The following is a 26,786-nucleotide window of genomic DNA, read 5'->3' on the forward strand; positions in this document are numbered from 1 at the left end:
CTTTTCGCACCTAACAATAAAACACGGGCTCTGAGACATCATTCAATAGAACGCGTTTTTGCTCACTACTGGATTGACCCTCTGTATTCTGCAGGAGGGTTCTATCAGCTATTGAGGATTTCAGTAGATCTGTCCCAGCCTCAGACAGAGGTGCCGAATCGTTCAGGCGGCGTCGTCCGGGTCGACAGCTGAAACTGCCGCTTCGATTGTGCTCACGTCCTCGCCGTAGGCTTCTATTGCCTCCTCGCCAAACTGCGCGTCGCCGGTCTCGAATGCCCTGAGGCGCTCGCGCGTCTGGCTGGCCGTCTCGGCGACCCACGCGTCTCGGGTCGCCTCGTCGACCTCGGTGATCGACTCCGGTTCGATGGCCACGTTCGTCCGGTCGCCTCGCTCGTAGGTCCGCAGCTTTCCGACGACCGCGACGTACGCCGGCGGCTCCGCTGCTCGCAGCACTCCCATCGCCTCGGGCTGATATTGCCCGGCGTAGACGTACACGGGCGAGTCGGCAGCGAACACCTTGCCCTGCCAGTACTCGGCGTCGGAGCCGACGTCGGCGGTCTCTGCAAGGGTTCCGACAACGAACACGCGGTTGACGCCCACGCCGGTCGGGGCCAGGCCGTAGACGGGCGCCCGCTCCTCGTCGGACTCCTGGAACGTCTCGGTCGTCCCGTTGAGTTCCTCGGCGAACAGCCGGCGTGCCGGCTGGCGGGCCGTGAGCGCCGGTTCGACCGCGTCGGCGTCGAACCCGTCCGGGGCGTCGGTCGTCTCTTCGGCGTCGTTCACGAGGAAGTACGTACCCACGACGTTCCCGGTCAGCCGGTACCGCCGTCCGAGCAGCTGCGCGCTGATCTCATCGGCGACCACGTCCGTCGAGAGTGCGTCCATCGCCATGTCGGTCGTGTCGCTCAGCGAGATGCCAGTCACCGCCTCGGTGGCAGTGGCATCGAAGAGCGCGCTCAGCGAGCGCTCACCGTAGTCGATGATCGCCTTGATGCGGAGGTCGAACTCACCGTCGCGCTGGCCGTGCTCCGCACACCGGCCGTTGCGGAGGACGCGCGTGCAGTCGTCGGCCCCACATCGCTTGATCAGCCCCGAACCCTCCTGGATATCGACGATGTTTCCGACGACCGCAACGCTCCCGTCGCTTGCCGCCACGACATCGTCAGAGGGGCTGATCGCCGTCGCGGAGTTACAGCTCACCGAGAACCGACCCTGGTATTCGTCGGTGACCACGCTCTCGAAGCGGTAGGCCTCGCCCTCCTCCAGTTCGGGGAGGTCAGCACTCGCCCACTTGACGAACTTGAGTCGACCGGACTCGTCGCCGAGCAGCCCGACCTGAGCGATCTTCTCGCTCCGGGGCTCCCAGAGTTCGACGACCTCGGCGACGACGTCGATCCACTGGTCGGCCTCGTCGACGTCGGCGAGAATCGTTCGGGAGAACCCGCGAGAGCGCCCACCGTAGCCGGCCAGCCGGGCGATGTCATCCGAGAGGTCGGCTCGCTCGAGGTCGGCGTCGGCACACGCCTTGCGGACGAGGGTCCGGACGGCCTCGTCCGCCGGCACGCGGTACGCACACAGTCGCTCCAACTGAGCGGCCACGTCCTCGGAATCGAGGGCGAACGCAGGTTCAGCTCGGCTCTCGTCGAAAGCGACGAACGCGTCGGTGATGGTCTGTACACGGTCCTGCAGGTCGGGAGTGGTTGCACTGGACATTGCGGAACTCCGAGGATTCACGAACGGGACTCACTGCCGAAGCCGGTCGTCGTCAGCACGACCGACTCGTCGCCCGCTCTCGCGATCTCCTCACCCCCTTCGGGAGGATAAATACAGACGGAAGGGCTGGAACGGCCACGGCTGCGGTCTCGGTACAACCGGGGACATCAGGAAAACCACCGACGGAGCCGACGAGACAACCCGGTAGATGACTCCGTCTCCGGTTCGGAGGAGTCCGCATCGATCTCACGGGTGTCCTCGTCGTTGTCGGGGGGAGTCGGCTCGTGGTCGTCGTCCCCCTGACCGTTCGAGGATATGGTAGAGATCCCCTCAACGTCGTGTCCGATAGGGCGCTCGTTCCAGAACGAGGAGTCGTCCTGCCACCCGTTTCCTGCGGCAGTATCGACTATTCCGTCATCTCTCGGGCGAACACTATCGTCGGGCTGGTCGATCCCGAGGACGGCTCGATACTGTCGAAGCCGGGCTTCGAGTTCCGCGATGCGCTCGCGTTTGGCGTCGAGTTCACGCTGCTGGCGCTGTACCTGTGCGGCCAGCCGGCGGGCGTCCTCGACCGCCCCGGCGTCGATCGGTGGCGACTCGCTGGGCTGATCCGGCCCAGAGGAGTGAGAGGTGCTGGACTCGTCGGGTGACCGATGTCTGTCGTCGGATCCGGACGAGGTGGACGGTGACGGTGGCGTGTAGTAGTCGTCGACGGTCAGGAGTGTCCGGGCGAGACAGACCGCGCCGTAGGTCGCCCCATTAGCGAAGTGAACCTTGTCCCACTTCCCTCGCATGAGCCCCGAGTCGCGGAACAGACGGTCCATCCGGTCGGGATCGCCGCCGGTCCAGAACGCCAGGTAGAAGCACAGGCCCATATCGGCCTCCGACTGCGAGGGATATCGGCTGTCCCGCCCGCTCCAGAGCTCCGAGCGGCCGTCGTAGAGCGCCTCGATGACATCACCACTCTTCGAGTCCATCGCGCGCTCCAGTACCGTCTCGTCGTCGAGATCCACGCCTGGGCCCGCGATGTCGTCCATCGAGGTCGGCAGTGGTGAGGGAAGCGCCGACGGGCTCAGTCCGTGCAGGGCGGCCTCGAGACCCGGGTCCTCAATATCCGGGTAGTCCAGTCCGTAGCGGGCGTACAGTCCCGAGTTCGTTCCGAGTGCCGTAGCTGTCTCCGAGGCCCCTGTCTTGTCGGTTTCCTCCCCAGCTGCCGGCTCGCCGACCTGGTTTCCGCGCTCGTCAGCGGACGAGTCGGAACGAGGAGCCCCCTCGGCAGCCACCTCGAGATCGACCGGCGCCGTCTCCGCGTCGGGGGGTGACTGGACGTACTCGTAGTGGACACCGAGCAGCGCATCTTGGCGTCGCTCGAGGGACGTTCGTGTCCCCTCGATGTGGTCGCTCGTGACGGTGAAAAAGCGAGCCTCGTCGTACATCTCGACGTCACCACGCCGATTTCGTCCCGGCGGGAGTTCACCCTCGACGAGGACGTGAACACCACGCCCCGAGGGCGAGACTTCGGTGTAGGAGTCCAGCCGGTCGACGATATCCTGGGCCCACGATGCGAGTTCGCCCGTCGTGGAATCCCGGCAGTCATCCAGATCCACACCGACGATGGGCGTCGCGGGCGCGAACACGAAGCCGATCCCATCGGTCCGGACGCGGTCGCTCTCGTGAAACGCGAGGGCGCTCTCAAGGTCGCGCCAGTGGCCGGACTCTGTCGCGCTGGCGTTCGGCGTGCCGTTGGTGTGGTAGGGCTTGATGGGAACTTTCGTCGCCTTCCCGTCACGTTCTGTCTCTTGCCAGCAGATCCACTGCTCGAGGTCGGCCAACCTCTCAGGAATCAGACTGACGTCGATATCGCTACTCATGATGCTCGTCTCTGGTGGGTGAATCTGTGCCGGTCACGCCCGATTCGAGGCGTCGATAAATCGCCGTGCATCGCTGTGCGCCGGGCCGGGCGGTGGGTTCGTGTCCGTGCGCTCGAAATCGCAAGCCCGTGCGCCCCCGGTGCGGACGTGCGAGTTCTCCCCTCCCAAACTCTAGTATAGGTATCGAACCGACTGGCCCAGCACGGATGGAGCGCGGCCGAGAGCAGCTATCGAGCGCACCGTGCGCCCAACAACTAACCCAGATCGTCACCGGTCGACCTCCCCGTCCGTCCGGTCAACCATTCGGACGAGATTCCGCCCCCCGACGAACCGCCACTCCCGGGAATCCTCGAATGCCTGCTCGGAGAGACGTGCATAGTTCTCGATATCTCGATGTGGCACTGTCTGAAGCCGTCCAGCATCGACCAGAACTCTGATAATTTCGTGCGCAACGTCGGTGTGAGGCACCACCCACATCTTCCGGACGCCGTCGAAGCTCGCGAGGTCGTCGTAGTGTTTGACCATCAGGTCGGGACGGATGTTCGTCACCACCTCGGCGATAACCGCCAGCGTCCGCCCGTCACCGTCGCCCGGGAGGAACGCAGCGACATCGAAGATCATCCCGCCGGCCATCGGCTCATAGTACGTCTCGACCAGCAAGCCCTGATTTCGGAGGTGCCGAGCGGTGTACTCGACGTAGACCTTGTGGACGGTCTTCTCGAACGGGTCACCGTCGTTGCGGCCCGAATAGATCGTCCGATCGACCGCGTCCTGCCCTGCCGGAGTGACATAGTAGTACTTCCGCGTGTTGACCGACTGGAGTTCGAGATAGCCCATCTCGACGAGTCGGTCCTCGTCGATCTCGCCGTCGACACCGTTCCGGATCGTCGTCATCGACTGGGTGAGGTCGTATCCCTCCAGTTCCCCGTTGATCCCTGCGATGACGTCTCGGAGGAATTGTTGCTCTGCAGGAGTCAGCGAGTATGATTCTCCATTGGTCGGGGGACTCTCCGAGGACGCATCCGCAGCAGCACGGCCATCGTCTGTCGGGGGACCTGCAGCGGAGTCATCGGAAATCCCGGCAGTCGAATCGGATGCAGCCGGAAATGGACCGCGTGGGGCGCTCCCGGTTCCAAGAACGGTGCCGAACTCGTTCGAGGCACCACCGACCTGACCATCCGCTCGACCCTCGTTGGAGGAGTCATCACGGCGGTCCGCAGAGTCGTCTCCGGATATCGTCGAATCGACTTCTGAATCCCGCTCGGTCGTATTCGAGGACCTCTCACGATCTGAATGAGAGGAGTTGGTCGTCGGCGGGATCGTCGACGAATCCGACGGAGATTCCGAACGTATAGCCTCACTGTTCAACGGTCCCGTTCCGTATCGCGCGGCTCGCTGTGCGGCGTCCGGCGGGCTGTTCACGCCCGGCACGAGACAGTAGCTGAATCTAGTTCGCGACCACTGGAGTTCATCCGCCTCCTGGTAGGTCATGCCCGCGTCGGGGCTGTATGTCCCGGCGTCGACCGGTTCCTCGCCATCTCTGTGTCCCGACGGGATCGGGAGCGGCTTGAGCGTCACCAGCTCTGGCGTGTCGGTCATGAATCCGGTGTCGGGGAGTTGGGCCAGCCACTCACCTCGGGGGAGGGAGGCGATCCGGTTCGACAGCTCGATCGCGTCGAGTTCCTCGTGGAACAGCGTCGTCGCGAGCTCGTCGTCGATGGCGAGCTTCCCGATCAGCTTGGTGTTGATATTCCGGAGGATCTCCTTGTAGGCCCGCGTATCCAGTGCGTCGCGTTTCACCTGTTCGGGGAAGTGAACGATCAGTTCGAACGCGAGGGCGAACTCGCGAGCATCGGGAATCATCTCATCGCGAACCAGGCTTGCCTGCATGATCGGCGCCGCCTCATCGATGATCAGGTTCACACAGTATCCCTCGTCGGGGGCGGGAACACCCCGGTTCCAGCGCTCGCGAAGTCGAACCCACGACCAGAGGTAGTCCAGCATCAACACGGTGAAGACGTTGCTCGAGGCCGGACGGAACTCGCCCGTATCGACGAGGATGACCTTCGACGAGTCCAGTAGCCGATCCAGGTCGAGCAGCATCTGCTCGTCGGCGTACTGGCGAGTGTCGCCGTCCCACTCGGGGACGAAATTGAGCATCCGCCAGATGAAGTCCCGTTCTTTGAGCTTGGTGATCCGGTTCAGCACCGCATCGATAGAGGTAGCAAAGCGACGTTCGTCCCCGCTGAAGTGCCGCCTGAGCGTGGCGTGAAGCTCGGGGTCGCTCACGTCCGGAATGACCTGTTCGGTCTGCATCCGCGTGGCCGCCCCGAGCAGGTCGCTGATCGCGAAGGCCTCGTTCCCGTACACCGGGTCGAAGAGAGCGACGATGAGGTTCGAGAGGATCTCCTGAGCGACGAACGCCTGGTTGTGCTGTTCCTCGCCGAGGACGTACTCGAGAAGTTCGTTGTAGCGGTCGACCTTCTCCTGGACCGCCGCCTCGCGGCTCATCCCGGCCGCCACCTGCGGTCGGATGTCGAAGAACGGGAAGGCTGGAAGCTCGCCGTTCGGACCCGGCACCGGGAGATGGATCACGTCGTCGAGATCGCCGAACCGACGGAAGTGCGCTCGCTTGTACTCGGTCGCCATACTGCCGCCCTTCTTGTCGAAAATGAAGATCGGCCCGTCGAGCTCCTCGTAGGCACTCAACCCGTCGTTGACCATTGCGGTCGTCTTCCCGCTCCCCGTCGTCGACGCTCGGAGAACGTGATGGGTGAGCTGCTCGGCAGTCAGACTGATCGGAATGTTCGGCCGGTCCGGCGTGGCGGTCTCGGCCTCCCCGATACACATTCCGGTGTCGAACTTCGCGAGCAGTTCCTCGTCCGTCGCGGTGAGCGGTGAGCGGGCGTCAGGGGAACCACCGGACGCGCCGCGACTGGCCTTCGGTAATGCCCCCGTATTCGGGACAGTCACGAAGTTGGCGAGTTCGTCAGGACTGGTGACGATGATGGGATTGGTGTTCCCGAAGCGCTCGCGGATACCCGTCCGCCCGAGGCGTGCCTCACAGAGGTCCTCGAACTCACGGGTCACCGCATCGACGGCTGCCCCCTCGACGCCGTAGTAGGGCCCGCTGAGAGCAGTGAATGCGCCCGTCACACCGTTGATCACGCTGGGCTCACCGCCGGCCCGCAGCGAAAGGTCGAACGTGACAGTGGGCTGTTTGAGGTCGATCTGTCCCATCCGGCTGTGCCGGGTCGATGGGCCGTCACCACCGCCCGAGAGAGTCCCGCCGATCTGCTCGGGGGTATCGGGCCGGTGTCGCTGTCGACGTTCCTCTTCGGAGGTGCCAAACAGCATCGCGCCCGCTTCCTGCTTGAACGCGCTCCACATCCCCGTCGTGCCCATCTTCAGGTTCCGCTTGTGGGTCTCCGCCTCTTTCGTCCAGTCGCGCCGGGGAGTGAACACCGCCTGAAACAGGAACGGCTCGTCCGTCTCGGTGGCCTGTTCGAGCAGGACGCTCAGAGGCGAACGGAACGCCTCCTCGATGTCGACGGACACTTCGCTGAACTGCGAGAGCAACGTCATCCAGTCGTTGTTCTTGGTCTCGACGCCGCCCCAGCGAACCATCGCCGGAGGGGTCGGATCATCGCCGTCATCGGGACCGGGGACTGGCGCATCTGGGTCACTCGCGCCGTCCAAGAGTCCAGGGTCGAATCCCTCCAGATTCGCGAGCTCATCTAGTCCCTCGAACGACTCGAGATCGGCGAGGGTGGCCCGGTCTGGCTCGGCGTCGTCGACGAACACCGCGCTGGTCGCGAAGGGGACGATTTCGAAGCGGAAGCGTTCGGGATACATCGCCCGGACGTTCGCTGCGAGGTGTTCGACCGCCTCGACTTCGTAGGGACGGACGCCGAGATAGAAATCGAATCGCTGTGTGGCTTCGGGTTTGTGAATCAGGAACTCGAAGGAGTGGTGTGTACTCACGAACGAGAGGCGTCGCTCGACGTGGAAGGGGAGTGTACGGCCACTTCCCGCTCGATAGAGCCCGTAGAGCCCCTTGATGACGTGGTCGGGGGTGACCTGCTCGCGGGCCGGCGTGATTTTGATGTACGGCCGAGGACCGTCACCGTCCGATTCGCTTTCGGAAGTGCTACTGCCGCCTACTTCGGACAGCTCCTCGGGAGAGGGCGGCTCATCGGAGTTGATCCCTCCGAGGTCCTCCTGTGTGTCCGATTCGGTCGAGTCCGCTGTCGAGTCTGTTTCGCTGGAGGAACCGTCACCGAATCGGGTCGCAAGCGCTCGCTGGATGTCTGTCTCGTCGATGCTCGGAAACCGAGGATTGCGGGTTGAATCATCACCGCCCTGGCGGTTACTGGTCGGGCGATCGGTCATCTCTCCCGGTCTCCCGTGAACGAAGAGCGTGCCGACCAGCACTCGTGGGGAGCTGAGCGACGACTGGGCGGGCGATGCGACTGCTGGACGTGAATCGAGTACATGGTCTGGAAGGAGGGGCCCCTACCGAAGCGTGGTTCGCGCCGGGGAACCCGGTACTCACTGCTGACGTCGATAGCGGGCGACCGGGCGGCTCTCGAGCACGAATAATACATCGATGACGGGGTGTCGAATGGCGATCGGTGAGCGGTTCAGCGGGAAGCGATGAGGGGGCCGCGCGGGATCGATCACCCGGCGATGAACTCGAGCAGGGAGACGATTGCTCCGAGCCCGAAGTACGCGACCACCATCGCACCACCGCCCATCGTGAGTTTCATCCCGGTCTCGGATCGCTGGGAGTTCCGGCGGGCGGTGAGCCAGACGATGAGTCCGAGCACCAGCACGGTCAGCCCGGCGTACTGGAGCGTCGTGTAGACGACGTCGTACAGGTTGGTGAGAATCGTTTCCCAGCCGGTCACCGCGCCACCGCTCCCGCCCGTGGGACCGCTCGCCTGGGCGGCGGCAGGTCCGACGAACACCACCAGCGACAGGAAGGCGGTGATGAAGACGGTCTCGAAATCGAGGACACGGCGGAGCCGACGGAGCCGGCGGCGGTACATGTCGAGGTCGGAGTGGGTCTTTGTGCTCGTCATTGCACACCGGGCGTTCGACGGGTGCCGTAATGTTTGTTTCAAGAATGCGCATTTCGCAATCTTACGCCTCGCGCACGGTTGCGTCGGACGCACAGGTGCGCGGATCTCGGGGATAGGTGCGGGGAATGTGGGATCGAGGGAAACAGTTATGCTTGTTAGCCTCTCGCATAGAGGTGAGTAGTAGTTGCGACCCCGATTTGTAGCCCAGAGAGCGACCGCCATGACACAACCAGACCCATCTGGAAGGATGAACAGCCCCAGGGAGGATCTGCGATGAGCCGATACTCCATTCCCGTGAGAGAGAGTACGCGCGACCGCCTCCGGGCGTTCAGGAATCGGAATCCGCTCGACCGGAAGACCTACGACGAGGCCGTGAACGAACTCCTCGACCAAGTCGAGTTCGCGACCGCCGAGGAGCTCAACGCCGAGTACAGACCCGTCGAGCGGGGTCGGATCTAGCCGATATCCGACCACGAGATTCCCACTGCTGGTGATCAGATCGAGTTGAATCCAGTTCCGACGTTTAGAGACGAACTGGGGCGGTCAAATCCCAAAGACACCAGCGACAACTGTGAACAGGAGCCCTCCCATCGAAACGCCGATCATCACGAGCCCCCACGTAATTCCATGGTAGCCGCGGGTCCATGTCCGTCCTCGAGGCGTCCCCGCTGCCCAAAGCGCGGCACCCAGTGAAAAGCACGCGAGGCCGAGGTACGACAGCATTCCCGAGGCAGCCTGAGCGATCGGAAGCAATCCAGCGCTGCCGGCCGATCCGTAGGGCCAGCCAGGCGGGAGAAATGCGGAGCCACCCATCACGAACGCGACGAGGTCGTAGAACGCGGAGAGGCCGATGATCGCGACCAACGCTGCAGCCGAGCCGGTGATCATCCCACGATATCGAACCGCCCTGCGGGAGTTCGCCTTCGCGGTGAAATAGCCGATGAGCCCGACAACCAGCAGGGTGAGTGAGAGGTACCGGGCCGTCAGCTCGGCAACAGTGAACAATCTGAACGCGGGGTCGATGAGGTCGGCAACCGACGGCATCTAGGCGAAGAAAGCGGACTGAACGCAAGTACCCTCACAGAGTGCGCGATGCGCACAGTTGCGGCGTGAGACAACCGATGGATACGATCTATAGGGATTAGCAATAAAATCAGTATATCCAATTCGTGTGGTCTCTGCTCGCTGTCAGAAACACTGTGCGAGATACAGCGCGCGAATCGGTCAGGTGACAGTCCTGGCCTCAGTGTTACGTACAGTGGCTGTAGTCATCACTCTGTTCGCGCAGTCTGGCCTGGGAACCGCTGACTGGCTACCTCACCGGGTTCGCCACGGGGAGCAGCCCCGAGGAGATTATCCGGCGAAGGAGGACGACGACACCGTTCTCCAGGCCGTTAGCGAAGACCGCCTGCTCGTGTGATTCATCGGGATCGGCGTCCGGGTAGAAGGAACTGACCAGTAACGTCGTGCGGTCAACCAACAGCAGGCGGCTGATGGCAATCTCGTCGTCGCTCGCAGACCCCAAGAGCCAGTCCAGTTCGGTTTCGAACACCTTCACGGATGGCATCTCGGTATCGAGCTTGGCGATAATCGCGTCCGTTTCGCCACCGATGATCACGTCGACACCGCGGTCGACTGCGTCGTGGAGCCGCTCGTACAGCGCCTCCGTCAGGAGTTCCTCCTCGACGACCAGCAGGACGATCTCAGATTCGGCATCCTCCAGCAGCGTGTGTGTCCGGGACTCGATGCCATCGTGACCGGACAGCGTCCATACCTCCTGCATTCGGTCGCTGTCGTCGACCTCCGGTTGGAGATCGAGCGCTTCGAGGTGTGACTGGAGGGTGTCGATCTGCGTGTCGTACTGCTGACGCAAGGTCGCGGTTGCCTCCTCGATGCTGACCGCGCGAAACTGTTGGGGGCTGGAGTGCTGTACTTCGACCAGCCCCTTTGATTCCAGCACTCTGACGGCGTCGTACACCCGGGTCCGCGGAACCTCCGAGATCTCGCTGATTTCCTTGGCGGTCCCCCTTGAGAGTTGGGTCAATGCCAGGAAACTCCGTGCCTCGTACTCCTTCAGCCCGAGGTCCTGCAACAGACTCACCGTCTCGGCTTTACGTTGCTCAGCGGTCATTATGTTGTCCTATCATAGCCGACTGGTTGAGAGGGCTAATTCACGCTCGGTCGGGATTTGGGTGACTGACTCTCCACACCTCGAGCAGGCGTCCATCTCCTCGCTGATGTACGTCGTCTCACAGGCAGGGCACGAAAACAGGGCCGTGGTGGCTTCGTCCTCGGAGTCGTCACGAGAGGGCGGTGTCTCGGCCTGTGTGGGCCCACTGAGTCGGGAGAGCCACGTGTGGAGACGCCGGCTCATTGGGTTATGACCACCCCGCGGGCAGTTTGTCTTCGTGGTCGGCCATCAACCGGAGAAACGGCGCGATATCGTCGAAGTTCGGTCCCTGCCGAATCGTATGGGTGTCCTTGTCCCACTCGATATAGCCTGCCTCGGCAAATTTGGGTAGGTGCACATGATACAGGGTCGTGCGCATCTCGGTGAGGGTGGCGTCGCCGACGGCGTCCGGGTCGCAGTCGGTATGCCAAGCGGCAACCCGAGTGGCGAGGCGGTCGAAGGAGACTGGAGTCGCCTGCTCGTCGAGGTCGTCCAGAACGTACCGACGAATGGGATCTGCCAATGTATGGAAAGTATTGGTTTCCACCTCGGTTGATTCGGCCATACCGTGGCAAGGACGGGCTAACGAATAAGCTCTTTTACCCATATAATCAGCATATTTGTAAAATTCAACTCAAACCAGTTATCTGTGGATATATTGAAATCCGAATGTGAACTCAGAGCCTATGGACGCGGATAGATTTGAAAATTTCAAGCGAATTCCGATTATCCTTGATCGGTGACAGACCCGTCGTCGATGTCGTCGTCCTGGCGCGCGTCGGGGTCCGGCCGCGGATAGAAGTGGTCCCATGACTGGACCCGTGTCTCGGAGATGATCTCAGAACTGTTGATAGTCAGGCCCAAGTCCGCTAGTTCGTTGCGGATCTCTTCGATTTCTCCGACCGTGTCGGCGACAACCTCGACGTGGACATTGCGTTCGCCCCCGAGCAAATCGCGGGTGGTCACCACACCGCGAATGTCGAGGATCTGTTCGGCCAGCGAGTCCAGTTTGTTCGGATTGACCGTGCAGACGAACATGACGTGGAGTGGGTAGCCCGCTTCCTCGTAATTGATCTCGGGGTAGTAGCCCCGGATCACGCCCTTGTCTTCGAGTTTGTCGAGTCGATTCCGGACTGTCGTTGAGGTCACATCCACCTTCTCGGCGATCTCCGTATCGGTCTGGCGGGCGTTGAGTTGGAGTTGGTGCAGGATGCTCCGGTCCACGTCGTCGATTTGAATGCCGTCCATACCGTGTCCTTGGACGGGGCGACTGAAAAGTCCGCACGGGTCCTTCACTAGCATAGATTGAAGCAGTTCGTCCGATATCTCCGCACACTTGCCTAACAGCTGATTCGTCGTTGACGTGCTGGGATGAAGGATGGCTCTCTGCTGACTGCATCCTCTATATCGGTCACGCCGATTTCGATACATCTGCTATCAGTCACATCCGAAAGTCCGAAGACTCGCACTAATACCAATAAGGTCAATCACTACAGAGCTACGATCGATGTGTGATTTTCGTGGGAATGGTCCCCCAGACCCCGAGAACGACTATATCGGAGTCAACCAATCTGGGAATGAAAGGTGCTCCGATCAGGACGGGCACCGACCGTACTATGTACAAGGATGGACACCGCGGAATCGCGCTCCTGTTGATGCTCCCGTTGACGGGGCTGTTCGGGATCATTGGATTCGCCATGACGGTGGTCGCGGTAGCGGTCTGTCGCCTGCCCGATCTCGACTACGACCATGATTGGCTCCCCCACCGCGGGCCGACGCACACCGTCTGGTTCGCGCTAGGCGTCGGCGCAGTCGCCTGCGCCGGACTCTACGTCGGCCTGCTGGCGGCGCCGGTCGATCTCCCTGCTTGGCCCATTGCGCTACTCGCCGGAACGACGGTGTTCCTCGGGATTATCTCACACCTGCTGGCGGACGCACTGACCGTCGGTCGCGGTGATCACGCAGTCCGACCTTTTCGACCAGTTTCCCCGCTCCCGCTTCGGTTCGGACTGTTCAAAGCTGACTCCAAGGGCTGGAACGCAGGGTTCCTAGTCGGTGGAGTCGTCGGTCAAGTGCTCGCATTGTGCTGGTTTTACGTCCCGGAAATACTCTGAGATTCGCACTACCGTCTGCCTGCTGGGCGCTCCCGCATGAATCGCATCCACAGCAACGCGAAAATCCCGAAGACCAACCACTCCACGAAGATGATGGTGTTCGAGATCGCGGCACTGAGGTAGCCGAGTACTCCTGTCCCCCCACCAACGAACGCCGTCTGTGACACGCCATACCCGTGAGCGTCGAGATAGTAGGCCGGGCGCGAGTCGCGCCAGTGGTCACCGGCGAAATGAGCCCGGACGATCGTCCCCGTCACGTCGACGGTCGCCCGACCATCCGCACCAGTTGTGACGCGGTCTACGGCTGCCCCGTCGAATGTGATGGTACGCCCGGGAAGCGGGAGGCCCGTCGCGCTCGTGAGGAACACCTCGGCTGTCCCTGCGGACTGGTTGACTGTGACCGTGAGCTCCGAGTCCCGATAGCGGGTCACACTCACCGAGGTATCCACGGGGAGTCCCCAGACGTCACTCGCCTCTGCCGTGACGGACTCGCCAGTCACCTGGTCGGTGCTCTTCAGGACGCCGGCGAACTGATCGTAGAGATACGTCGGTTTCGTGTTCTGCGTCGCAACGATCGACCCCGGGAGTGGCGTCGCCGGGACCGATCGATTCCGGACCACGTACGTTCGGTTCCACCAGATGTGCTGATCGGCAGGCTGGTCGGCGATGACGCTCACGTTCGCCGGGCTCATTCGGTAGTGGAGCATCATCGGATATGTCCCCCGATAGGAGTGTGACGCCTCGATTGCGGTGGTGCCACCGCTCGTCCGCTCTTGGACGTGCGTGTTCCGCGAAACCGAATAGAACCGCCACGGAGCGGTCACGTACATCGTCTTCTCTCCGATCTGCACCTCGACGTCTTCCCATGCTGCGGCGCCGGCGGCCAATCCTTGCTCGCCGGTCCAGTTGATCGAGACCACGTCCCGACCGGTGCGGTCGTACACGCGGACGTCCACGGAGAGATCGTCGCTGTTGACCGTCTCGATGGGAACAGAATACTCGAGTTCGACCGTCCGATTGGTGGTCCGGAACGAGTCCCACTCCGAACAGCGAGCGCTGGACACGCCGTAGTGCGTCTCCAGTTCGGTCTCGATGCGGAGCGTCGCCGTGATGTCGTATTCACCCGGCGGAAGGCGACGCGGAGCCGAGCTGGTGAGATTGACCGTTGTCCACATTCCCGGACGAGCGTAGTCCAAGCTGATGTTGCCAGCAGTGACGTTCACCACTTCGGCGTCCGAATCGAGCAGCCGGTAGTCAGCCCACCGGGTGAGCGAGTACGTGTTGTTCCCGATAGTACAGGATCCGCTTTCGCTGTAGTCCGACGGCACATCGATTCGATAGTCCCACGGAACGTAGGTGTAGAGTTGCCAGCTGGGAGTGACGTACCGGCCGTCGTGCCACACCCCGGGGATGACGTCGACGTTCCCCACGTAGGCATCTCTGACCAGTTGGTGTGAGCCGGGGCGCCACTGGAGGCCGACACTCGCACCGTCCGTCGTCGGGAACACGTCGCTCCCGTTGCGCGTCGGGACCGAGGACGTACTTCGAGCGGCTCCCGGACTGGGAGCCAGTGCGGAGTGCTGGAGGAGGCCCTCAACGATCTGGATCTTCCGGTCGATGACCGTGCTGTAGTACGACGAGAGGACGAGCGCCTCGTCCGGGTTGGTGACGGTGAGGTTGCCGTCGACGCGCTCGACCTCGGCATTGTACACCGGATTCCACCAGCCGTTCGGGTGGCGAACCTCGACCGTATAGCGACCGTCGGTACTCGTCGCTCGCGAGGGATCGGCCGAGTACAGCGGGAGAATCCGGAACTCGGTGTTCCACCAGTCTTCTAGTCGCGTCCAGCGGTCGCGATAGGGGACCTGGACGAAGCCGTGCAGGCCACTCTGGTACATATCGGACTCGTTCGCGATGACAAGGGCATCCCGCGACTGGATGTTCGAGTCCCACAACTGGACCGGCTGGGTGACGACCGTCCTGTTGACGGCCGTAATGCTCCCGTTGTCGGCGTACTCGTAGACGCCGACCGTCTGTGAACCGCGTCCCGGATCGGGATCGTTGCTCGCGAGCACGCGGAAGGTGTCGTCGTAGTGCTTCTCGACACCGGGCTCGGGATCGGGGATGACGAGCGCCCCCGCGGCGGCCCCGATGACGGCGCTCGAGACGATGATGAGCACCATCCCGACCACGACCACCGGGAGGGTGATCAGCCGGCCTCGGATCGTGACGGCGACCCGAATCCGGTCGCGGAGACGCCGCCACAGCGAAGGTGTCGCCGACGGAGGGGAGTCACGCATTCGATCACCGTGTCTATCCGAGGACATACTGCAGGAGGTCGACGAACGTCCCGAATGCGGTCCCGACGACGAACAGGCCACCCCCGGAGAACGCCATCCGTCGTCCCCATGCCCGTCGATATCCGCTGTGACTCCCCAGCCACGCCATCAACCCGAGAACCAGCAGGACGAGGCCGGCCAGTGAGAATACGGTCTCCGTCCACGCCGGAAAATCCAGCATCGAGCCGAAATCAACCGCGGCGAGGACGAACGCGGAGAACACGTGCTGTAGCTCGTTCGCGGAACTCACGATTGCCGAATCCGGCGGCCCGATCGGTCCGAACACAATACTCAGCGTGGAGCCAGACCCGCTGGGCGGAATCCACCTCCCAATCGGGACGGTGAGTGGTCCTGCGACCGGGAGGAGTAGATCCTGGGTGGTCGCGACGAGTCGAGCAGCGAACGCGGGAATGGTGAGGAGCAGGGGGAACGGTGACATGATACTGCTGTCTGGAGCGACGGCCGAACGGCTCAAAAGTTCGCTTAGAATGCGGAATTCGCAGGGTTGCGTCCGACGCAACGGTGCGCTGGACGCAGTGTTACGCGTTACGCATTCTTGAAATAAACAAATGCTCGTCCCACCGACCACTGGGATGTGATGCAACCACAGTCCATCCTCCGAACGGACATCGTGCTGGTGGCACCGTTCGGAACTGTACTCTCGGTGACGCCCGACTTCGATCTGTCCCGTCCGACCGTCGTTCTCGACGAGTGTGCCAGCTGAATCCGGTGAGTGGAATGCCTGAAATCGAGATTCAATTCAGAAGCGAGGCGGAGTACCGTCGACTCCGGGCGATTCGGGACAAATACGGTGTCCAGTGGCGCGGGATGCTGATCCAGGGCGCCAAGCGTCTCGAGGGGCGAGAACTCAGGTTCGCGCTCGCACCGGATAACCAGGCTCGCGAACGCCGACAGTCCGAGCCGGACGTCGCCGACCGCGGTGATCGATCCGTCGAACCGCCCACCGATAGCGAGCCGCATGAATCATCCAGACCGGACACGGCCACTACCGACCGCCGGCTCGATCCACGCCTGTTTGACGCGAATGGAACGCTCCGGACAGCCGAGGCCGAGTCGAACCCCGGGGACGGCGGCGCTGTCGAGCTCGGCGGAGAGAGGGTCGAGCGATGACCTCTACCCGCATCGTCATCAAGGACGACCGACAGTTCGAGCGGCTCGAAGCCGTTCGCGAGCGCCACGGTGTGAACTGGCGGGGGATGCTGATCAAGGGGGCCGAGCAGCTGGAAGCCGGTGGAGTCCTCCCGTCAGGAGAGGCCTGCCCCGAGGAGGGCGAGTAGATGCCTGACCCCGTCCCGGTCGCGAGCAACCTGCTGGAGTCGAAATTTCTCGGCTTCTCAGTGAAGCGCCTCGCCGAGTCGCTCGCCATCCCGCTCGCCCCGTGTGCTGTTCTCTACACCATCGGCTTTCCACTGCTGTTCACCTTCCCGCTGTTCACTCTCGGGATCGGCATTGGCGGACTGATCTTCCTGAAGACACCGCCCGGCCAGCGCCCCCTGCGGTACGCGCACGCCGTCTTCCAGTACAAAACCGGCTCGAACGTCTACGTCTGGCGGCACCCGGACCCCGAGGACGGTGATCTCGGTGCCGGCGTCACGCAGGACGAGTGGATTACGACGCCACCGATGAGAACCGCCGACCGGACAGTAGATATCGAGGGCGTCGACCTCGCCTACCCGGGTGGGTTCGAACGCACTCGGCCGGATATCGACGGATCGACCGCGGAGGACAGACCGTGACCCCTGTAAGCGGGGGAGAGGGTGGCGGCTCGACGCTCGATTTGCTCGGTTTCGAGAACGTTCGTGACGGTGGGGTCATCGAGACGCCGACGGCGTACACGATGTTGATCGAAGTCGAGCCTCGGGAGTGGCTCACGCTCTCGGAAGAACGGCGGAACAGCCTGTACGTCTCGTACATGACGTTCCTTCGCGGCCTGCAGTTCCCGACGCAGTTCCTGACGCTGACCACCCGGTTCAACGGCGACCAGTACATCGAGAAGTTCGTCGGGGTGGACGCTCCAGGCGCACCGACTGGAGAGCCGACATCGGCCGTCGACGCTCGGGATGACACGGACGAACCGGCCACCGATGGCGGGACACCGGTCGGGTCGGCTAGCGACCGGGTGACCGACTCACCGCTCCTCGAGTACGGTCGGATCGCCCACGCCGAATGGCTGGACCGGACGATCGCGCTTGCAAACGTTCGCGACCGGCGATTCTTCGTCGCCGTCGCGGTCAGGAAGGGCGAAGATGAGGAAGTCGGACGATTCGACTTCATCGCCGACGCGCTTCCCTTCTGGGATCGCTCGACAGCCGTCGACGACGAAGCGCCGTACCTCGACGAGGTGTGGGCTCGTGTCCAGCGTGTTGCCTCGCAGTTGCCCCGCACGCAGGTCGAGACGACCATCCTCGACGACCGCGCCGACGTGCTCGATATCCTCTATCAGGTCTACCGAGGCCAAGAGGCGCCGATCGCGTTCGAACACGGCGTCTTCACGCGGCCGGACGAAACGACGTTGACCGACCCGGCGACTGGCCAACCGCTCGACCTCACGACGGCCTTCGGAGAGGCCGACCGGGAGGCTAAGCTGACCGATCTGGATTCTGAGCCCGAGCCGCGTCCCGAGTCGACGGGTGACCTGCCGTATGGCGGCCGCGTCCAAGAGGACTACATCGACCAGGTCGACAACTCCCGGCTCCTGGCGTGGTACGCCCGGACCATCGCGCCAATCGGACGCGGAAAGCACTACCACTCGCCGTTGTCGGTGTATGCCGGTGTGACGCTGTTCGCGATGGCGATGCTGTTCGCGATCGCGTCCCTCGGTGCGTTTCTCGGAAGTGGTCAGGTCGGAGAGATTCCGTACTTGCTCGTCCGAGAGGCGTCCTTCGGGCTCGCAGCCGGGAGCCTGCCGACGTTCCTGCTGAGTCTGGTCGTTCTGCTTCCCTCGGGCCGCCGATCGACGGCGATCGGCCTCGCCGGCGTCGGCGTGACAGCCGTCGCTGTCGGCCTGTTCGAGCGGGCGTATCCAGCGCAGTGGACCAGCACACCGACTGGGACCACAGCCCTCGTCGTCGAGGTGTACGCCGCCGGGCTGTTCCTGCTCGTCGTGGGCGTCGCGCTCGCGCTCCGGGCCCGTCGTAGCGCTCTCAATGAGATCGACGGCGATGTCGGTAACGCAGCTTCCACGGCCGTCGACGAGGACCACGGTGGAACGGGGTCGCCGGAGGGAACCGATGTCTGAGCCCCTCACTCAGGAGTTGTACCGGCGACCGACCACTCCGACCGCACACAGAGAGATTAGCAGATGATCAAACGACTCACCCAGGCATTCAGTAACGAGACGGCAGACGAGTCGGCCGAACGTCGGCCGATCGACGACCTCTCGGGCGACGAAACGCGCCACGCACTCGACTACCTCGCGCTGCTCGACCGCGAGACCACCACCGAGAACATCGAGTGGGCGGCCTACCAGCTGCAGGCAGAGGACGTCGACCTCGCCACTCCGATGGAGACGCTGAAAGAGCGCGGCGAGCTCGACAAGCGGCTCATCGCTCCCCGAGTCGTCCAGGACTACCCGAAGTTCCAGGTGCGCGACGACCGCATCTCGCAGATCCTCACGGTCACCTCCTTCCCACGGAAGGTCGGTCTCGGCTGGCTGGTGCCGCTGACGCTCGCCGACGTCGACCTCCGACTTTCGCTTCACGTCAAACCGCGGGCCGCGAAGGATGTCCGCCGACAGCTCCAGAAGCGGTACACCCAGGCCGTGACCTCGCTGTCGGTCAAACAAAAGCGCGGGCGGACCGACACCTACCAAGACGAACTCGAACGGCAGGACCTCGAACGGCTCCTGCGGAACACCATCCGCGGGACGACCAAGCTCTACGACGTTGCGATCTACCTCGAACTGGTCGCCGACACGCAGGAGGACCTCGACGAGATGCTCGACCGGGTGGAGGCGATCCTCGCTGAACAGGACGTCGACCTCAGCCCGGTGAAACACCAGCAACTAGAGGCCGTTGGATCGGTCGCCCCGCTCGCGAGCGACACCATCGACAACACGCACCCGATCCAGCTCGAGGCGCTGGGGACGTTCTTCAACCTCGTCGAGCCGTCAATCTACGATCCCGAGGGCGTCCTGTTCGGGTTCGACGATACGAAGCGGCCTGTGATCCTCGACCGCTACGCGCTGTCGGGCCACTCGATGGCGATTTCGGGAAAGACGGGGTCGGGAAAGAGCTACTTCCGGAAGCTGGAGATCTACCGGCGACTGCTCGCGGACCCGAACGTCCAGTGCATCCTGTTTGACCCGGCTGGTGACGACTACCCGCGGTTCGCACAGTCCCTCGGCGGCGAAGTGATCCGCTTCGGCGGGAACTACACCGTCAATCCGATGGACATCTCGCCGCCGGCGGATGCCGAACAGGAGAACGGCGACGACACCTACGCGCTGACGATTCGGTCGGTCATCGAGATGCTCCACACTCACTTCGACCAGCGTGACGGCATGTCCGCCGGCGAGGAGGGCATTCTCATCCAAGCAGCACACTACGCCTACATCTCGAAGGGGATCATTCTCGGGGAATTCGACACCTACGCGCGGGAGTCGCCTACGCTCGACGATCTCATTCGTGGCGTCAACGTGATCGCTGCCGGCGGCCTTGAGGCCGCCCACGAGGCGGGCGTCATCGACGGGGTCGAACTCGGACAGTTCCAGTCCTATGGGTTGCCGAACGCCGACGAAGCGGAGGTCCGTGACGGATCGGGACCGCTCCACGGAGGCGGTATCTCGATCTCGGATACGATCGTCACCCCGACCGACCATCACCAAGAACTCGCCCGGAACCTCCAGCCGAAGTTTGAATCGTTCAAACCGGGCGGTATCAACCACAATCTGAACGGACAGACGAACCTCGATCTCTCCTCCCGGCTGGTCGTGATGGACATGAGCTCGTTCGCCGACACCGGCGAGATGCCGCTCATCCTCCACGCGATGCTCTCGTGGGCCTACCTCGAGGCAAAGCAGTCACCCTACAAGGTGGATGTCACGTTCGACGAGGCTCACTACCTGCTCGGGCGGCCCGCAGCTCGGGATCTCATCAACCTGTACATCCGCCATGCTCGCCACTACGAGGCCGGATTGACGCTGATGAGCCAGACCGCCCACGAGTTCGTCCGGACGAACGAGCGCCGCGAGGTCTACGAGAACTGTGACGTGAAGTGCCTGTTCTATGCCGAGTCGGTCTCCGAGGAGACGGCCGACTACTACGGATTCTCGACCGATGAAATCCGATTCATCCAGACCGCAGCCCGTGGACAGGACTCGGACTACTCGGAGTGCCTGCTCGCGACCAGCGTCCACGGCCGACGCCGCCTCGAAATCCGAAGCGGCCCGTTCGAGCATACCGTCTTGGACGACAAGCTCGATCCGTGGGACTGGCTCGCCGATGTCGAAGGGATCGACCTCGTCGAGGGTGACGGGACGGTCCCGGATCCGGCGTTCCACGAGGACCTCGAGATGACCGACCTCCCGCACGTGATGAACCGCGATATGGACCTCCAGATGGCGATGGAGACCGATCACGAAGACGCCCACGCTGTCGACCTCGATGTCGTCGAACCCGACACGGATGTCGAGCCTAATTCGGGGTCAGGCGCGGTTACGAACGGGCACACCACGGAGGAACCGTGAGGCAACGGCTGGGCGTCGCGACGGGTCAATTGTGGCCGAAGAGTGTGTCATCCCCAGACGCACCGGAGGGCCGGGTCGATGGCTGACCTCTTGGACCTAGGGTGGCTTCCCGATGCGATCGTCCGCGCCATCTTCGAGTTCATCCGCTCGATCTTGGTCAGTGCGATCAACTTCATGTTCAATTTCGGGCTGAAGCCACTGTTGACCATCGAGCCCTCGATCATTTCCAGCGTCCAAGTCACGACCGCGTGGGACGACGTCTTCCGGCTCTCAATCGCACTGTTACCCATCCTGATCGCTGGGGGACTGATTGCGATGCCGTTCAGTCAGGACCGCGAGACCTCGCTGTGGAACATGGTCGCTCGCGTGGTCGCGGTGATCTTCTTCATCGCGATCTCTCAGCCGCTGTTCGGCTTCCTCATCGAGGCGTCGAACGCGGTGACCAACGCGCTCGCTCCGCCGACGTTCGTCCTCACGTTCAATGCCGACCTCGGCGGGAGTTGGGGTTCGACGCTCGGGCTAGGCGTCGAAGTGATCGCACTCCTCGTCGCGGTCCCCCTGATGTTCATCGCGACGATCATCGCGTCGGTGCTGCTAGTCCTCCGGCAGTTCATCGTCGTCACGGTCGCCGTCGGAGCGCCCTTCTTCGCGGTATTGTGGTACGCGAACTGGGGACCGATGAAGTCGATCAGCAATTTCGCGGCGACGTGGCTCCGGATGGGAGTCTATGCCCTGCTCGTGGGACCGATCATTGCACTCGTGATGCGCGTGTTCAACGTGATCGCGACCGGTGGAGTCTCTGCGAGTGGGGACGTAGCCAGTTTCTACACGTCGGCGGCGCTGGCACTGATTTTCCCGATCGTCTTGTTTGTCGTCATCTGGAAGACGATCGGGTGGGCTGGGCAGCCCCTCGGCGTCGACGCCGCGTTCACGATGACCGTCGCCGCCGCGATCGCCGCCACAGGTGTCGGGGCTGTTGCCGTCGGCGCCGGCGCAGGCTCGGGGGCCGTGAGTAGTGCTTCGAAGTCGAGTTCTGGCGGTACAAGTGGAGGAGGGAGTGGGGGATCGTCAGCCGGATCCTCTGGTGCAACATCCGGCGGCACTGCTGCAGATCCATCTGCGGCCACCGGGAACTCAACGATTGGCGGGACGATGCGTAGTAGTGTATCGGATGCTCTCGGGACTCGAGAGTCGGCAGTGGAGGACGGTGTTGACACTGCACCGGGTATTTTCTCGAAGGACTTGGACTACGCCCGGAACAAGGTCACTAGCGCGCCTAGAGTTGGAGCAGCACTATCTCATGCTGGACGGGCTAGTTCTACAGCTAAGAAATTGGGATCCAAAACGAAGAGAGGTAGCGTAGCTGGTGTTCGGCGAGCAATCGGTACAGAAAGCATCGATAGCCATCGGAAAGCGATTAGTCAGAACCTGGACGCTGCGGACGAAGCGGACACGAACCGGGACTTCCTGACCGAGTCATACCAGAACGGGGAATTCGATGTTACCGAGGCCTCCGATCGTGGAATACTATCTGATACCGAAAAACCTGCGGAGGGAATTTCAACTCTATCTCCGGACGCAGAGGGCAAGGTGACCTACGAGACCGCAGGGGGTGAAGAGACGACGATTAATCTCAACGACAGAGCTCAGGATCTCGGACAACGAGCGGCGACGCTCAGAGAAGATGCATCCAAATCGTCCCGGAGTATCAAGCGAATCAGAGCAGCTCAAACCGTCGCGAAGACCCCCGGACAGGCGGCTATTTCCACTGGTCGTGCTGGCAAGCACGTAGGAAAGACCGGTGTCCAAGCTGGGAAAGCTAGTGGAATCGTCTTCGCTGGAGCGATGACACGGAGTCCCTATGCGGCGTACAACATGGGGCAGCGAGGTGGGAAGCACCTCATCGGACCCGGAGCCAGCGACGAACTCGCCGACTCGGCCAACGAGCCCGATATCGACTGGACGGTCCGACAAGAAGAGGGACCGGGACAGGCTTCGACTCCGCCGTGGGATGATGACACTGGAGGGGGACAGTCGGAGTCCATGTGAATTCATCCTGTCGATCACCTTTTGTCGAAGTCTGTATCGGCCGTCTGGGGCGAGAAGTTATAGTCGAGTACCGGCATGAAAGAAGCATAGACCACTGTGAACGCCCGTCGATGCCGTTCTCAGTAGTCGTACCGACACACGCCGCGGCCCACATGACCCTCGAATCCCAGCGCGCTCCATTCGCGCAGATCGCAACACCCGCCATTCACGGACTGCCTGACACTGGGTATTTGCTCCGATGAGTATCCTCAAGACTGTGTTAGCCGTCATCGCCTTCCTCGGCTTCTTTGCCGTCGTCGAGTACGCGACTTATCGAGTTATGGAGCGAGAACATGAGAAGCGAGGGATTTATCGACTGTTCTTCATGGTCGCTTGGACGATACTGGCGATGGTTCATATGTGGGTGATCACATCCCTCCTTGATTTTCCACCGTCCGCAGTCGTCGCATTAGGAATTGGAATTCTGATAGTCCACATCGCAGGGGGACTCGGGGTCCCGGTCCTTGATTCAGTCGGCACCATGGGACTCTATCCGTTTGCGTTAGTCTACCAGTTGTTTGTAGTACTCCTCCTCCTCGCAGAAGGCATGACGATAGTTGCGTCGTCGATTTCACAGCTAAGCTTCCTCACTGTACTCTTTCCCAGTGACTCGCAGGTTCAATCGGCTCTCGGTCTAGGAATAGCAGCACTCGCCGTTGCAGTGACGTACTATGATCCACGAGGAGAGAATGGATATTACTACGCCACCGGACAGTATTTCCGTCCCTCTGTGGATAGGGAAAGGATCAGCCAGATCAGGAGAGCAGATCAGCCCGAAAATACCAGTGCAGAAGATTCAACCGATATAGACGAACTCTCTACTCTCCAGCATAGGACTACAGAGAGGCAACAACGCTCAGAAGCGTCTCGGGCGCGGGTTGAACTACCCGCCTCTGAAGAATTCGAATACAACTGGACCCGCTCGGACATCGGCTTCGACGACGTCGCCGGTTATTACGAAGTAAAGGAACGACTCGCAGAAGAGGTCCTCCAGCCGGTCCAGGCAGCGGCACGCGGTGACGACCGATACGATCGGTTCGGGATCGAACCGTCGCGAGGAATTCTCTTCTATGGACCCCCGGGAACGGGCAAAACAATGTTCGCCCGGGCTCTTGCTGGTGAACTCAATATCCCGTTCGTTGAGCTAGGCCCGGCGGACGTGACCAGCAAGTGGATTAACGAGGGTCCTCAGCGGGTCCGCCAGCTCTTCGAAGAAGCCGAGTCAATCGGTCCCTGCGTCATCTTCTTCGACGAGGCCGAACACCTGTTTGGCGGTCGCGATGTCGGCGCTGGGGGCGCGCACGCCGAGGATAGAAAGATCACCAGTGAGCTGCTTGTCCATCTCACCGCCGACGATCGAACGGCCATCGTCGTCGGCGCAACGAACCGTCCGGAAGACATCGACCCCGCGATTCTTCGCCCTGGCCGACTCGCGACGCACGTCAAGATCGGACTTCCTGAAGAGGAGAGCCGTCACGCGATCTTCCAGTCGAAATTGAGGGGAGTTCCACACGACCTCACCGGGGACCAGCTGGCACAGCTCGCGAGTCACACTGCCGGTCTCAGCGGTGCTGATATCGAGGAACTGGTCACAGATGCCAAACGCCGAGCTGCACGACGGGATGCTCAAACAGTCTCGGTTGAGGACTTCCCCACTCCCGAAGAACTCGATGCTATGACCGAAGACATTCGCCCTAGACCGACCTCCGGCGTCGATCGCTCTGATGAGGACGAATCTTTCTCGGAGAACGTATTCGACGACGACTCTACAGTCGGTTTTCAGTAGATTTTGGTAGCCGGAGTCCGTGAGCGATATTCTCCCCAGAGTTACCCCACTAAGTAGAAGCGCCTGAACACTGTGGGGTAACTTTCTGTATCGTCATCGTCGGATAGCCGAATCACTCACCGATCAGGACGTGGGGCGGTCTCGTAGCGCTCGATCTCGGCAGTCTTCTCAACCCGGTCGTAGATCTCTCGGAGCGTCTCCTCGGCGCGCAGCAGCTTGTGGTCCTCGAGGAATCGACGTCCATCCTCGCTGAGTCCGTAGAACGTGTACGGGAGATCGTTCTGCCGCCGGTCCTCGGGGAGCTCGACTTTCTCGACGATGCCCGCGTCGACGAGGCGCTGCAGATGCTGGCGGATCGTCGTCTGACTCCGGCTCGGATTGACGTAGTCCAGCTCCTTCAGCGTCGGCAGCCCCGACGGATGCCCGAGGATGTCCTGGATGAGCGAAAATCGCGTCTCCTGGGTGACGACGTTGAGTCGCTCGCGAACCGTGTCGAGATCGCTCGTGGCCTCGTCGGGGGTGCTCATCACACGCATCTTCGAGGAGTACGGGCTAAAGCGTTTCGCCGAAATACGAATCAGTCTGAAGCGATACGCTGACCGACTCGGTCGGCACACTGAAATCCCCTCGACGAGAGGCACGCCATATGAGCGAGGAGACGGAGACGGTGGAGGACCTCGTCGAGCGCGCCGAGGCGTACCTCCACGAGACCTCGCTCACTCCCGAGGAGTACGAAGCGCTGAAAGGGAGTGTCGCCGAACTGTCGCCGATCTTCTCGGCCGACCGCGCGTATTTCGTCCTCGGGAGTTACGGCCAGCCGGAGATCCGCCGGCTCCAGCTCGTCAAAGACCGGCTGAATCGACGGCCCGACGCCTACGCGTTTCTGATGGTCGACATCCGGAGCGAGTGGGTCAACACCTATCTCAAGTTCCGCCTACTCGCCGATTACACTGACTACATCGTCGGCGTCGCCGAACACGCCCAGGGCGGCTTCCTCGTCGAACAGGGCTACTTCACTGCCCTTGAGGAGTACTTCGCGAAAACACACGTCTGTCAGCGCGAGTACGACGGCATCGATCCCGACGACATCGAGACTGGCGTCGACGTCGAAAACCCGTATAGCGGGATGCAGACGGCAATCTTCGAGATGCTCGAGGACCACGGCCGACTCTATCGGTGGACTACCGAAGAGGATCTCGTCGAGTGTGTCGATAACATCCCCTGAGCTAGAAGATAACTGGAGCAGGCAGTACTGGCCAGAGTTACCCCACACAGTACATTGATTGTAGCTCGTGGGGTAAACGCTGAATCTCGAACCGCCCTGAGTACCTCAGTCGATCCAACAGTTCCATTCGACGAGGAGTGATGAAGTGAGGTATCAGTGTTCTGTCCGACGTCGTCGAAGATCGAATATCGGTTTTTCAGCCGTATCAAGGCGTATCAAGCCAGCTTACACTTCGATGACGGGGGGTGAACATCGTCAAATCTCAAAGTTACCCCACAGATTGATATAATACGCCACTCGTGGGGTAACTATGGCCGAAGACGTCCCGGAGAAACCGCCCGCACCGGAGTTGCCGAAGTATCTTCGCGAACCACTCGAAAACCAATCTCCGGAACGGCTGGAAGCAGTTGCGACGTACGCGGCTGATCTGGCGGAATGGAAACGACGACAGCGACACGAGAAACTCGAGCGTCGACGAGCCGAGGAAGAGGTCGATGAGGAAGAACTCGAGGAGCTCGACGAGCGCGAGATCTCGACGGATCCAGACGATTACGAAGACGTCCCGACGAGTGGCGCGTACATCACGGTGAAGGAGACGAAGCCCGGCTATCACTACTATTATTTTCAATGGAGGGAGGGCGATACGTGGAAAAACGAGTACATTGCACCAGTCAACCCAAAGCAGTGAG

General features: G+C 62.0%; 23 protein-coding genes. 12 read left to right on the top strand and 11 right to left on the bottom strand.

Going from position 1 to position 26,786, the window contains the following annotated elements:
- Positions 1 to 162: 162 nt before the first annotated feature.
- The 4 genes from RBH22_RS14560 to RBH22_RS14575 form a co-directional block, all read right to left on the bottom strand.
- Positions 163 to 1,713, bottom strand: coding sequence for a hypothetical protein (locus RBH22_RS14560; protein WP_306677958.1), 1,551 nt, complete (start codon positions 1,711 to 1,713; stop codon positions 163 to 165).
- Between the two features lie 167 nt (positions 1,714 to 1,880).
- Complete coding sequence (locus tag RBH22_RS14565; protein ID WP_306677959.1) at positions 1,881 to 3,584, bottom strand: hypothetical protein; 1,704 nt, start codon at positions 3,582 to 3,584, stop codon at positions 1,881 to 1,883.
- A 267-nt stretch (positions 3,585 to 3,851) separates the two neighbouring features.
- On the bottom strand, positions 3,852 to 7,976 hold the full coding sequence (locus tag RBH22_RS14570; protein WP_306677960.1) for a hypothetical protein: 4,125 nt from the start codon (positions 7,974 to 7,976) through the stop codon (positions 3,852 to 3,854).
- A 287-nt stretch (positions 7,977 to 8,263) separates the two neighbouring features.
- Entirely contained in the window at positions 8,264 to 8,668 is a 405-nt protein-coding gene (locus RBH22_RS14575; RefSeq protein ID WP_144262399.1) for a hypothetical protein, read from the bottom strand.
- 273 nt (positions 8,669 to 8,941) lie between these two features.
- On the opposite strand from RBH22_RS14575, the gene RBH22_RS14580 reads away from it, so the two are divergent.
- Complete coding sequence (locus tag RBH22_RS14580) at positions 8,942 to 9,127, top strand: hypothetical protein (protein WP_306677961.1); 186 nt, start codon at positions 8,942 to 8,944, stop codon at positions 9,125 to 9,127.
- Between the two features lie 84 nt (positions 9,128 to 9,211).
- Here RBH22_RS14580 and RBH22_RS14585 read toward each other — a convergent pair whose 3' ends face one another.
- From RBH22_RS14585 to RBH22_RS14600, 4 genes are all read right to left on the bottom strand, one after another.
- Positions 9,212 to 9,712 carry a hypothetical protein gene (locus tag RBH22_RS14585; RefSeq protein ID WP_306677963.1) on the bottom strand — a complete coding sequence of 167 codons (501 nt, stop codon included), beginning with the start codon at positions 9,710 to 9,712 and terminating at the stop codon, positions 9,212 to 9,214.
- Positions 9,713 to 9,980: 268 nt separating this feature from the next.
- Entirely contained in the window at positions 9,981 to 10,799 is an 819-nt protein-coding gene (locus RBH22_RS14590) for a helix-turn-helix domain-containing protein (RefSeq protein ID WP_306677964.1), read from the bottom strand.
- A gap of 247 nt (positions 10,800 to 11,046) precedes the next feature.
- A complete protein-coding gene (locus RBH22_RS14595) occupies positions 11,047 to 11,403 on the bottom strand; it encodes a hypothetical protein (protein ID WP_306677965.1) in 357 nt (118 codons plus the stop codon).
- A gap of 161 nt (positions 11,404 to 11,564) precedes the next feature.
- Entirely contained in the window at positions 11,565 to 12,086 is a 522-nt protein-coding gene (locus tag RBH22_RS14600; protein ID WP_306677966.1) for an Lrp/AsnC family transcriptional regulator, read from the bottom strand.
- Between the two features lie 368 nt (positions 12,087 to 12,454).
- Between RBH22_RS14600 and RBH22_RS14605 the strand changes: the two genes are divergently transcribed.
- Positions 12,455 to 12,952, top strand: coding sequence for a metal-dependent hydrolase (locus RBH22_RS14605; RefSeq protein WP_306677967.1), 498 nt, complete (start codon positions 12,455 to 12,457; stop codon positions 12,950 to 12,952).
- 8 nt (positions 12,953 to 12,960) lie between these two features.
- On the opposite strand, the gene RBH22_RS14610 is transcribed toward RBH22_RS14605, so the two are convergent.
- On the bottom strand, positions 12,961 to 15,279 hold the full coding sequence (locus RBH22_RS14610) for an Ig-like domain-containing protein (protein WP_306677968.1): 2,319 nt from the start codon (positions 15,277 to 15,279) through the stop codon (positions 12,961 to 12,963).
- Positions 15,266 to 15,730, bottom strand: coding sequence for a hypothetical protein (locus tag RBH22_RS14615; protein WP_306677969.1), 465 nt, complete (start codon positions 15,728 to 15,730; stop codon positions 15,266 to 15,268). Before RBH22_RS14615 ends, RBH22_RS14610 begins: the two co-directional genes overlap by 14 nt.
- 159 nt (positions 15,731 to 15,889) lie before the next feature.
- On the opposite strand from RBH22_RS14615, the gene RBH22_RS14620 reads away from it, so the two are divergent.
- The 8 genes from RBH22_RS14620 to RBH22_RS14655 all read left to right on the top strand — a co-directional run bounded on the left by RBH22_RS14620 (position 15,890) and on the right by RBH22_RS14655 (position 24,872).
- Positions 15,890 to 16,015 (top strand): hypothetical protein, encoded by a 126-nt coding sequence (locus tag RBH22_RS14620; RefSeq protein ID WP_306677970.1) that lies wholly within the window; start codon positions 15,890 to 15,892, stop codon positions 16,013 to 16,015.
- 5 nt (positions 16,016 to 16,020) lie between these two features.
- On the top strand, positions 16,021 to 16,422 hold the full coding sequence (locus RBH22_RS14625) for a hypothetical protein (RefSeq protein WP_306677971.1): 402 nt from the start codon (positions 16,021 to 16,023) through the stop codon (positions 16,420 to 16,422).
- Positions 16,419 to 16,589: a hypothetical protein gene (locus RBH22_RS14630; protein ID WP_306677972.1), complete on the top strand. Its 171-nt coding sequence runs from the start codon at positions 16,419 to 16,421 to the stop codon at positions 16,587 to 16,589. The genes RBH22_RS14625 and RBH22_RS14630 overlap by 4 nt, the downstream gene beginning before the upstream one ends.
- Positions 16,590 to 17,048, top strand: a complete 459-nt coding sequence (locus tag RBH22_RS14635; protein WP_306677973.1) for a hypothetical protein — start codon at positions 16,590 to 16,592, stop codon at positions 17,046 to 17,048.
- Positions 17,045 to 18,550 carry a hypothetical protein gene (locus tag RBH22_RS14640; protein ID WP_306677974.1) on the top strand — a complete coding sequence of 502 codons (1,506 nt, stop codon included), beginning with the start codon at positions 17,045 to 17,047 and terminating at the stop codon, positions 18,548 to 18,550. The genes RBH22_RS14635 and RBH22_RS14640 overlap by 4 nt, the downstream gene beginning before the upstream one ends.
- A 63-nt stretch (positions 18,551 to 18,613) precedes the next feature.
- Positions 18,614 to 20,998, top strand: coding sequence for a DUF87 domain-containing protein (locus RBH22_RS14645; RefSeq protein WP_306677975.1), 2,385 nt, complete (start codon positions 18,614 to 18,616; stop codon positions 20,996 to 20,998).
- Positions 20,999 to 21,076: 78 nt separating this feature from the next.
- A complete protein-coding gene (locus RBH22_RS14650; protein WP_306677976.1) occupies positions 21,077 to 23,047 on the top strand; it encodes a hypothetical protein in 1,971 nt (656 codons plus the stop codon).
- Positions 23,048 to 23,285: 238 nt separating this feature from the next.
- Complete coding sequence (locus RBH22_RS14655; RefSeq protein ID WP_306677977.1) at positions 23,286 to 24,872, top strand: AAA family ATPase; 1,587 nt, start codon at positions 23,286 to 23,288, stop codon at positions 24,870 to 24,872.
- Positions 24,873 to 24,988: 116 nt separating this feature from the next.
- Here RBH22_RS14655 and RBH22_RS14660 read toward each other — a convergent pair whose 3' ends face one another.
- Complete coding sequence (locus RBH22_RS14660) at positions 24,989 to 25,399, bottom strand: helix-turn-helix domain-containing protein (protein WP_306677978.1); 411 nt, start codon at positions 25,397 to 25,399, stop codon at positions 24,989 to 24,991.
- Between the two features lie 119 nt (positions 25,400 to 25,518).
- Here RBH22_RS14660 and RBH22_RS14665 point away from each other — a divergent pair, with 119 nt between their 5' ends.
- Both RBH22_RS14665 and RBH22_RS14670 read left to right on the top strand, forming a co-directional pair.
- Positions 25,519 to 26,097: a hypothetical protein gene (locus tag RBH22_RS14665; protein ID WP_306677979.1), complete on the top strand. Its 579-nt coding sequence runs from the start codon at positions 25,519 to 25,521 to the stop codon at positions 26,095 to 26,097.
- A gap of 310 nt (positions 26,098 to 26,407) precedes the next feature.
- Positions 26,408 to 26,785 carry a hypothetical protein gene (locus RBH22_RS14670; protein WP_306677980.1) on the top strand — a complete coding sequence of 126 codons (378 nt, stop codon included), beginning with the start codon at positions 26,408 to 26,410 and terminating at the stop codon, positions 26,783 to 26,785.
- Position 26,786: the final 1 nt, after the last annotated feature.

The sequence above is a fragment of the Halobellus sp. H-GB7 genome, assembly GCF_030848585.1.
Lineage (GTDB): Archaea > Halobacteriota > Halobacteria > Halobacteriales > Haloferacaceae > Haloquadratum > Haloquadratum inordinatus.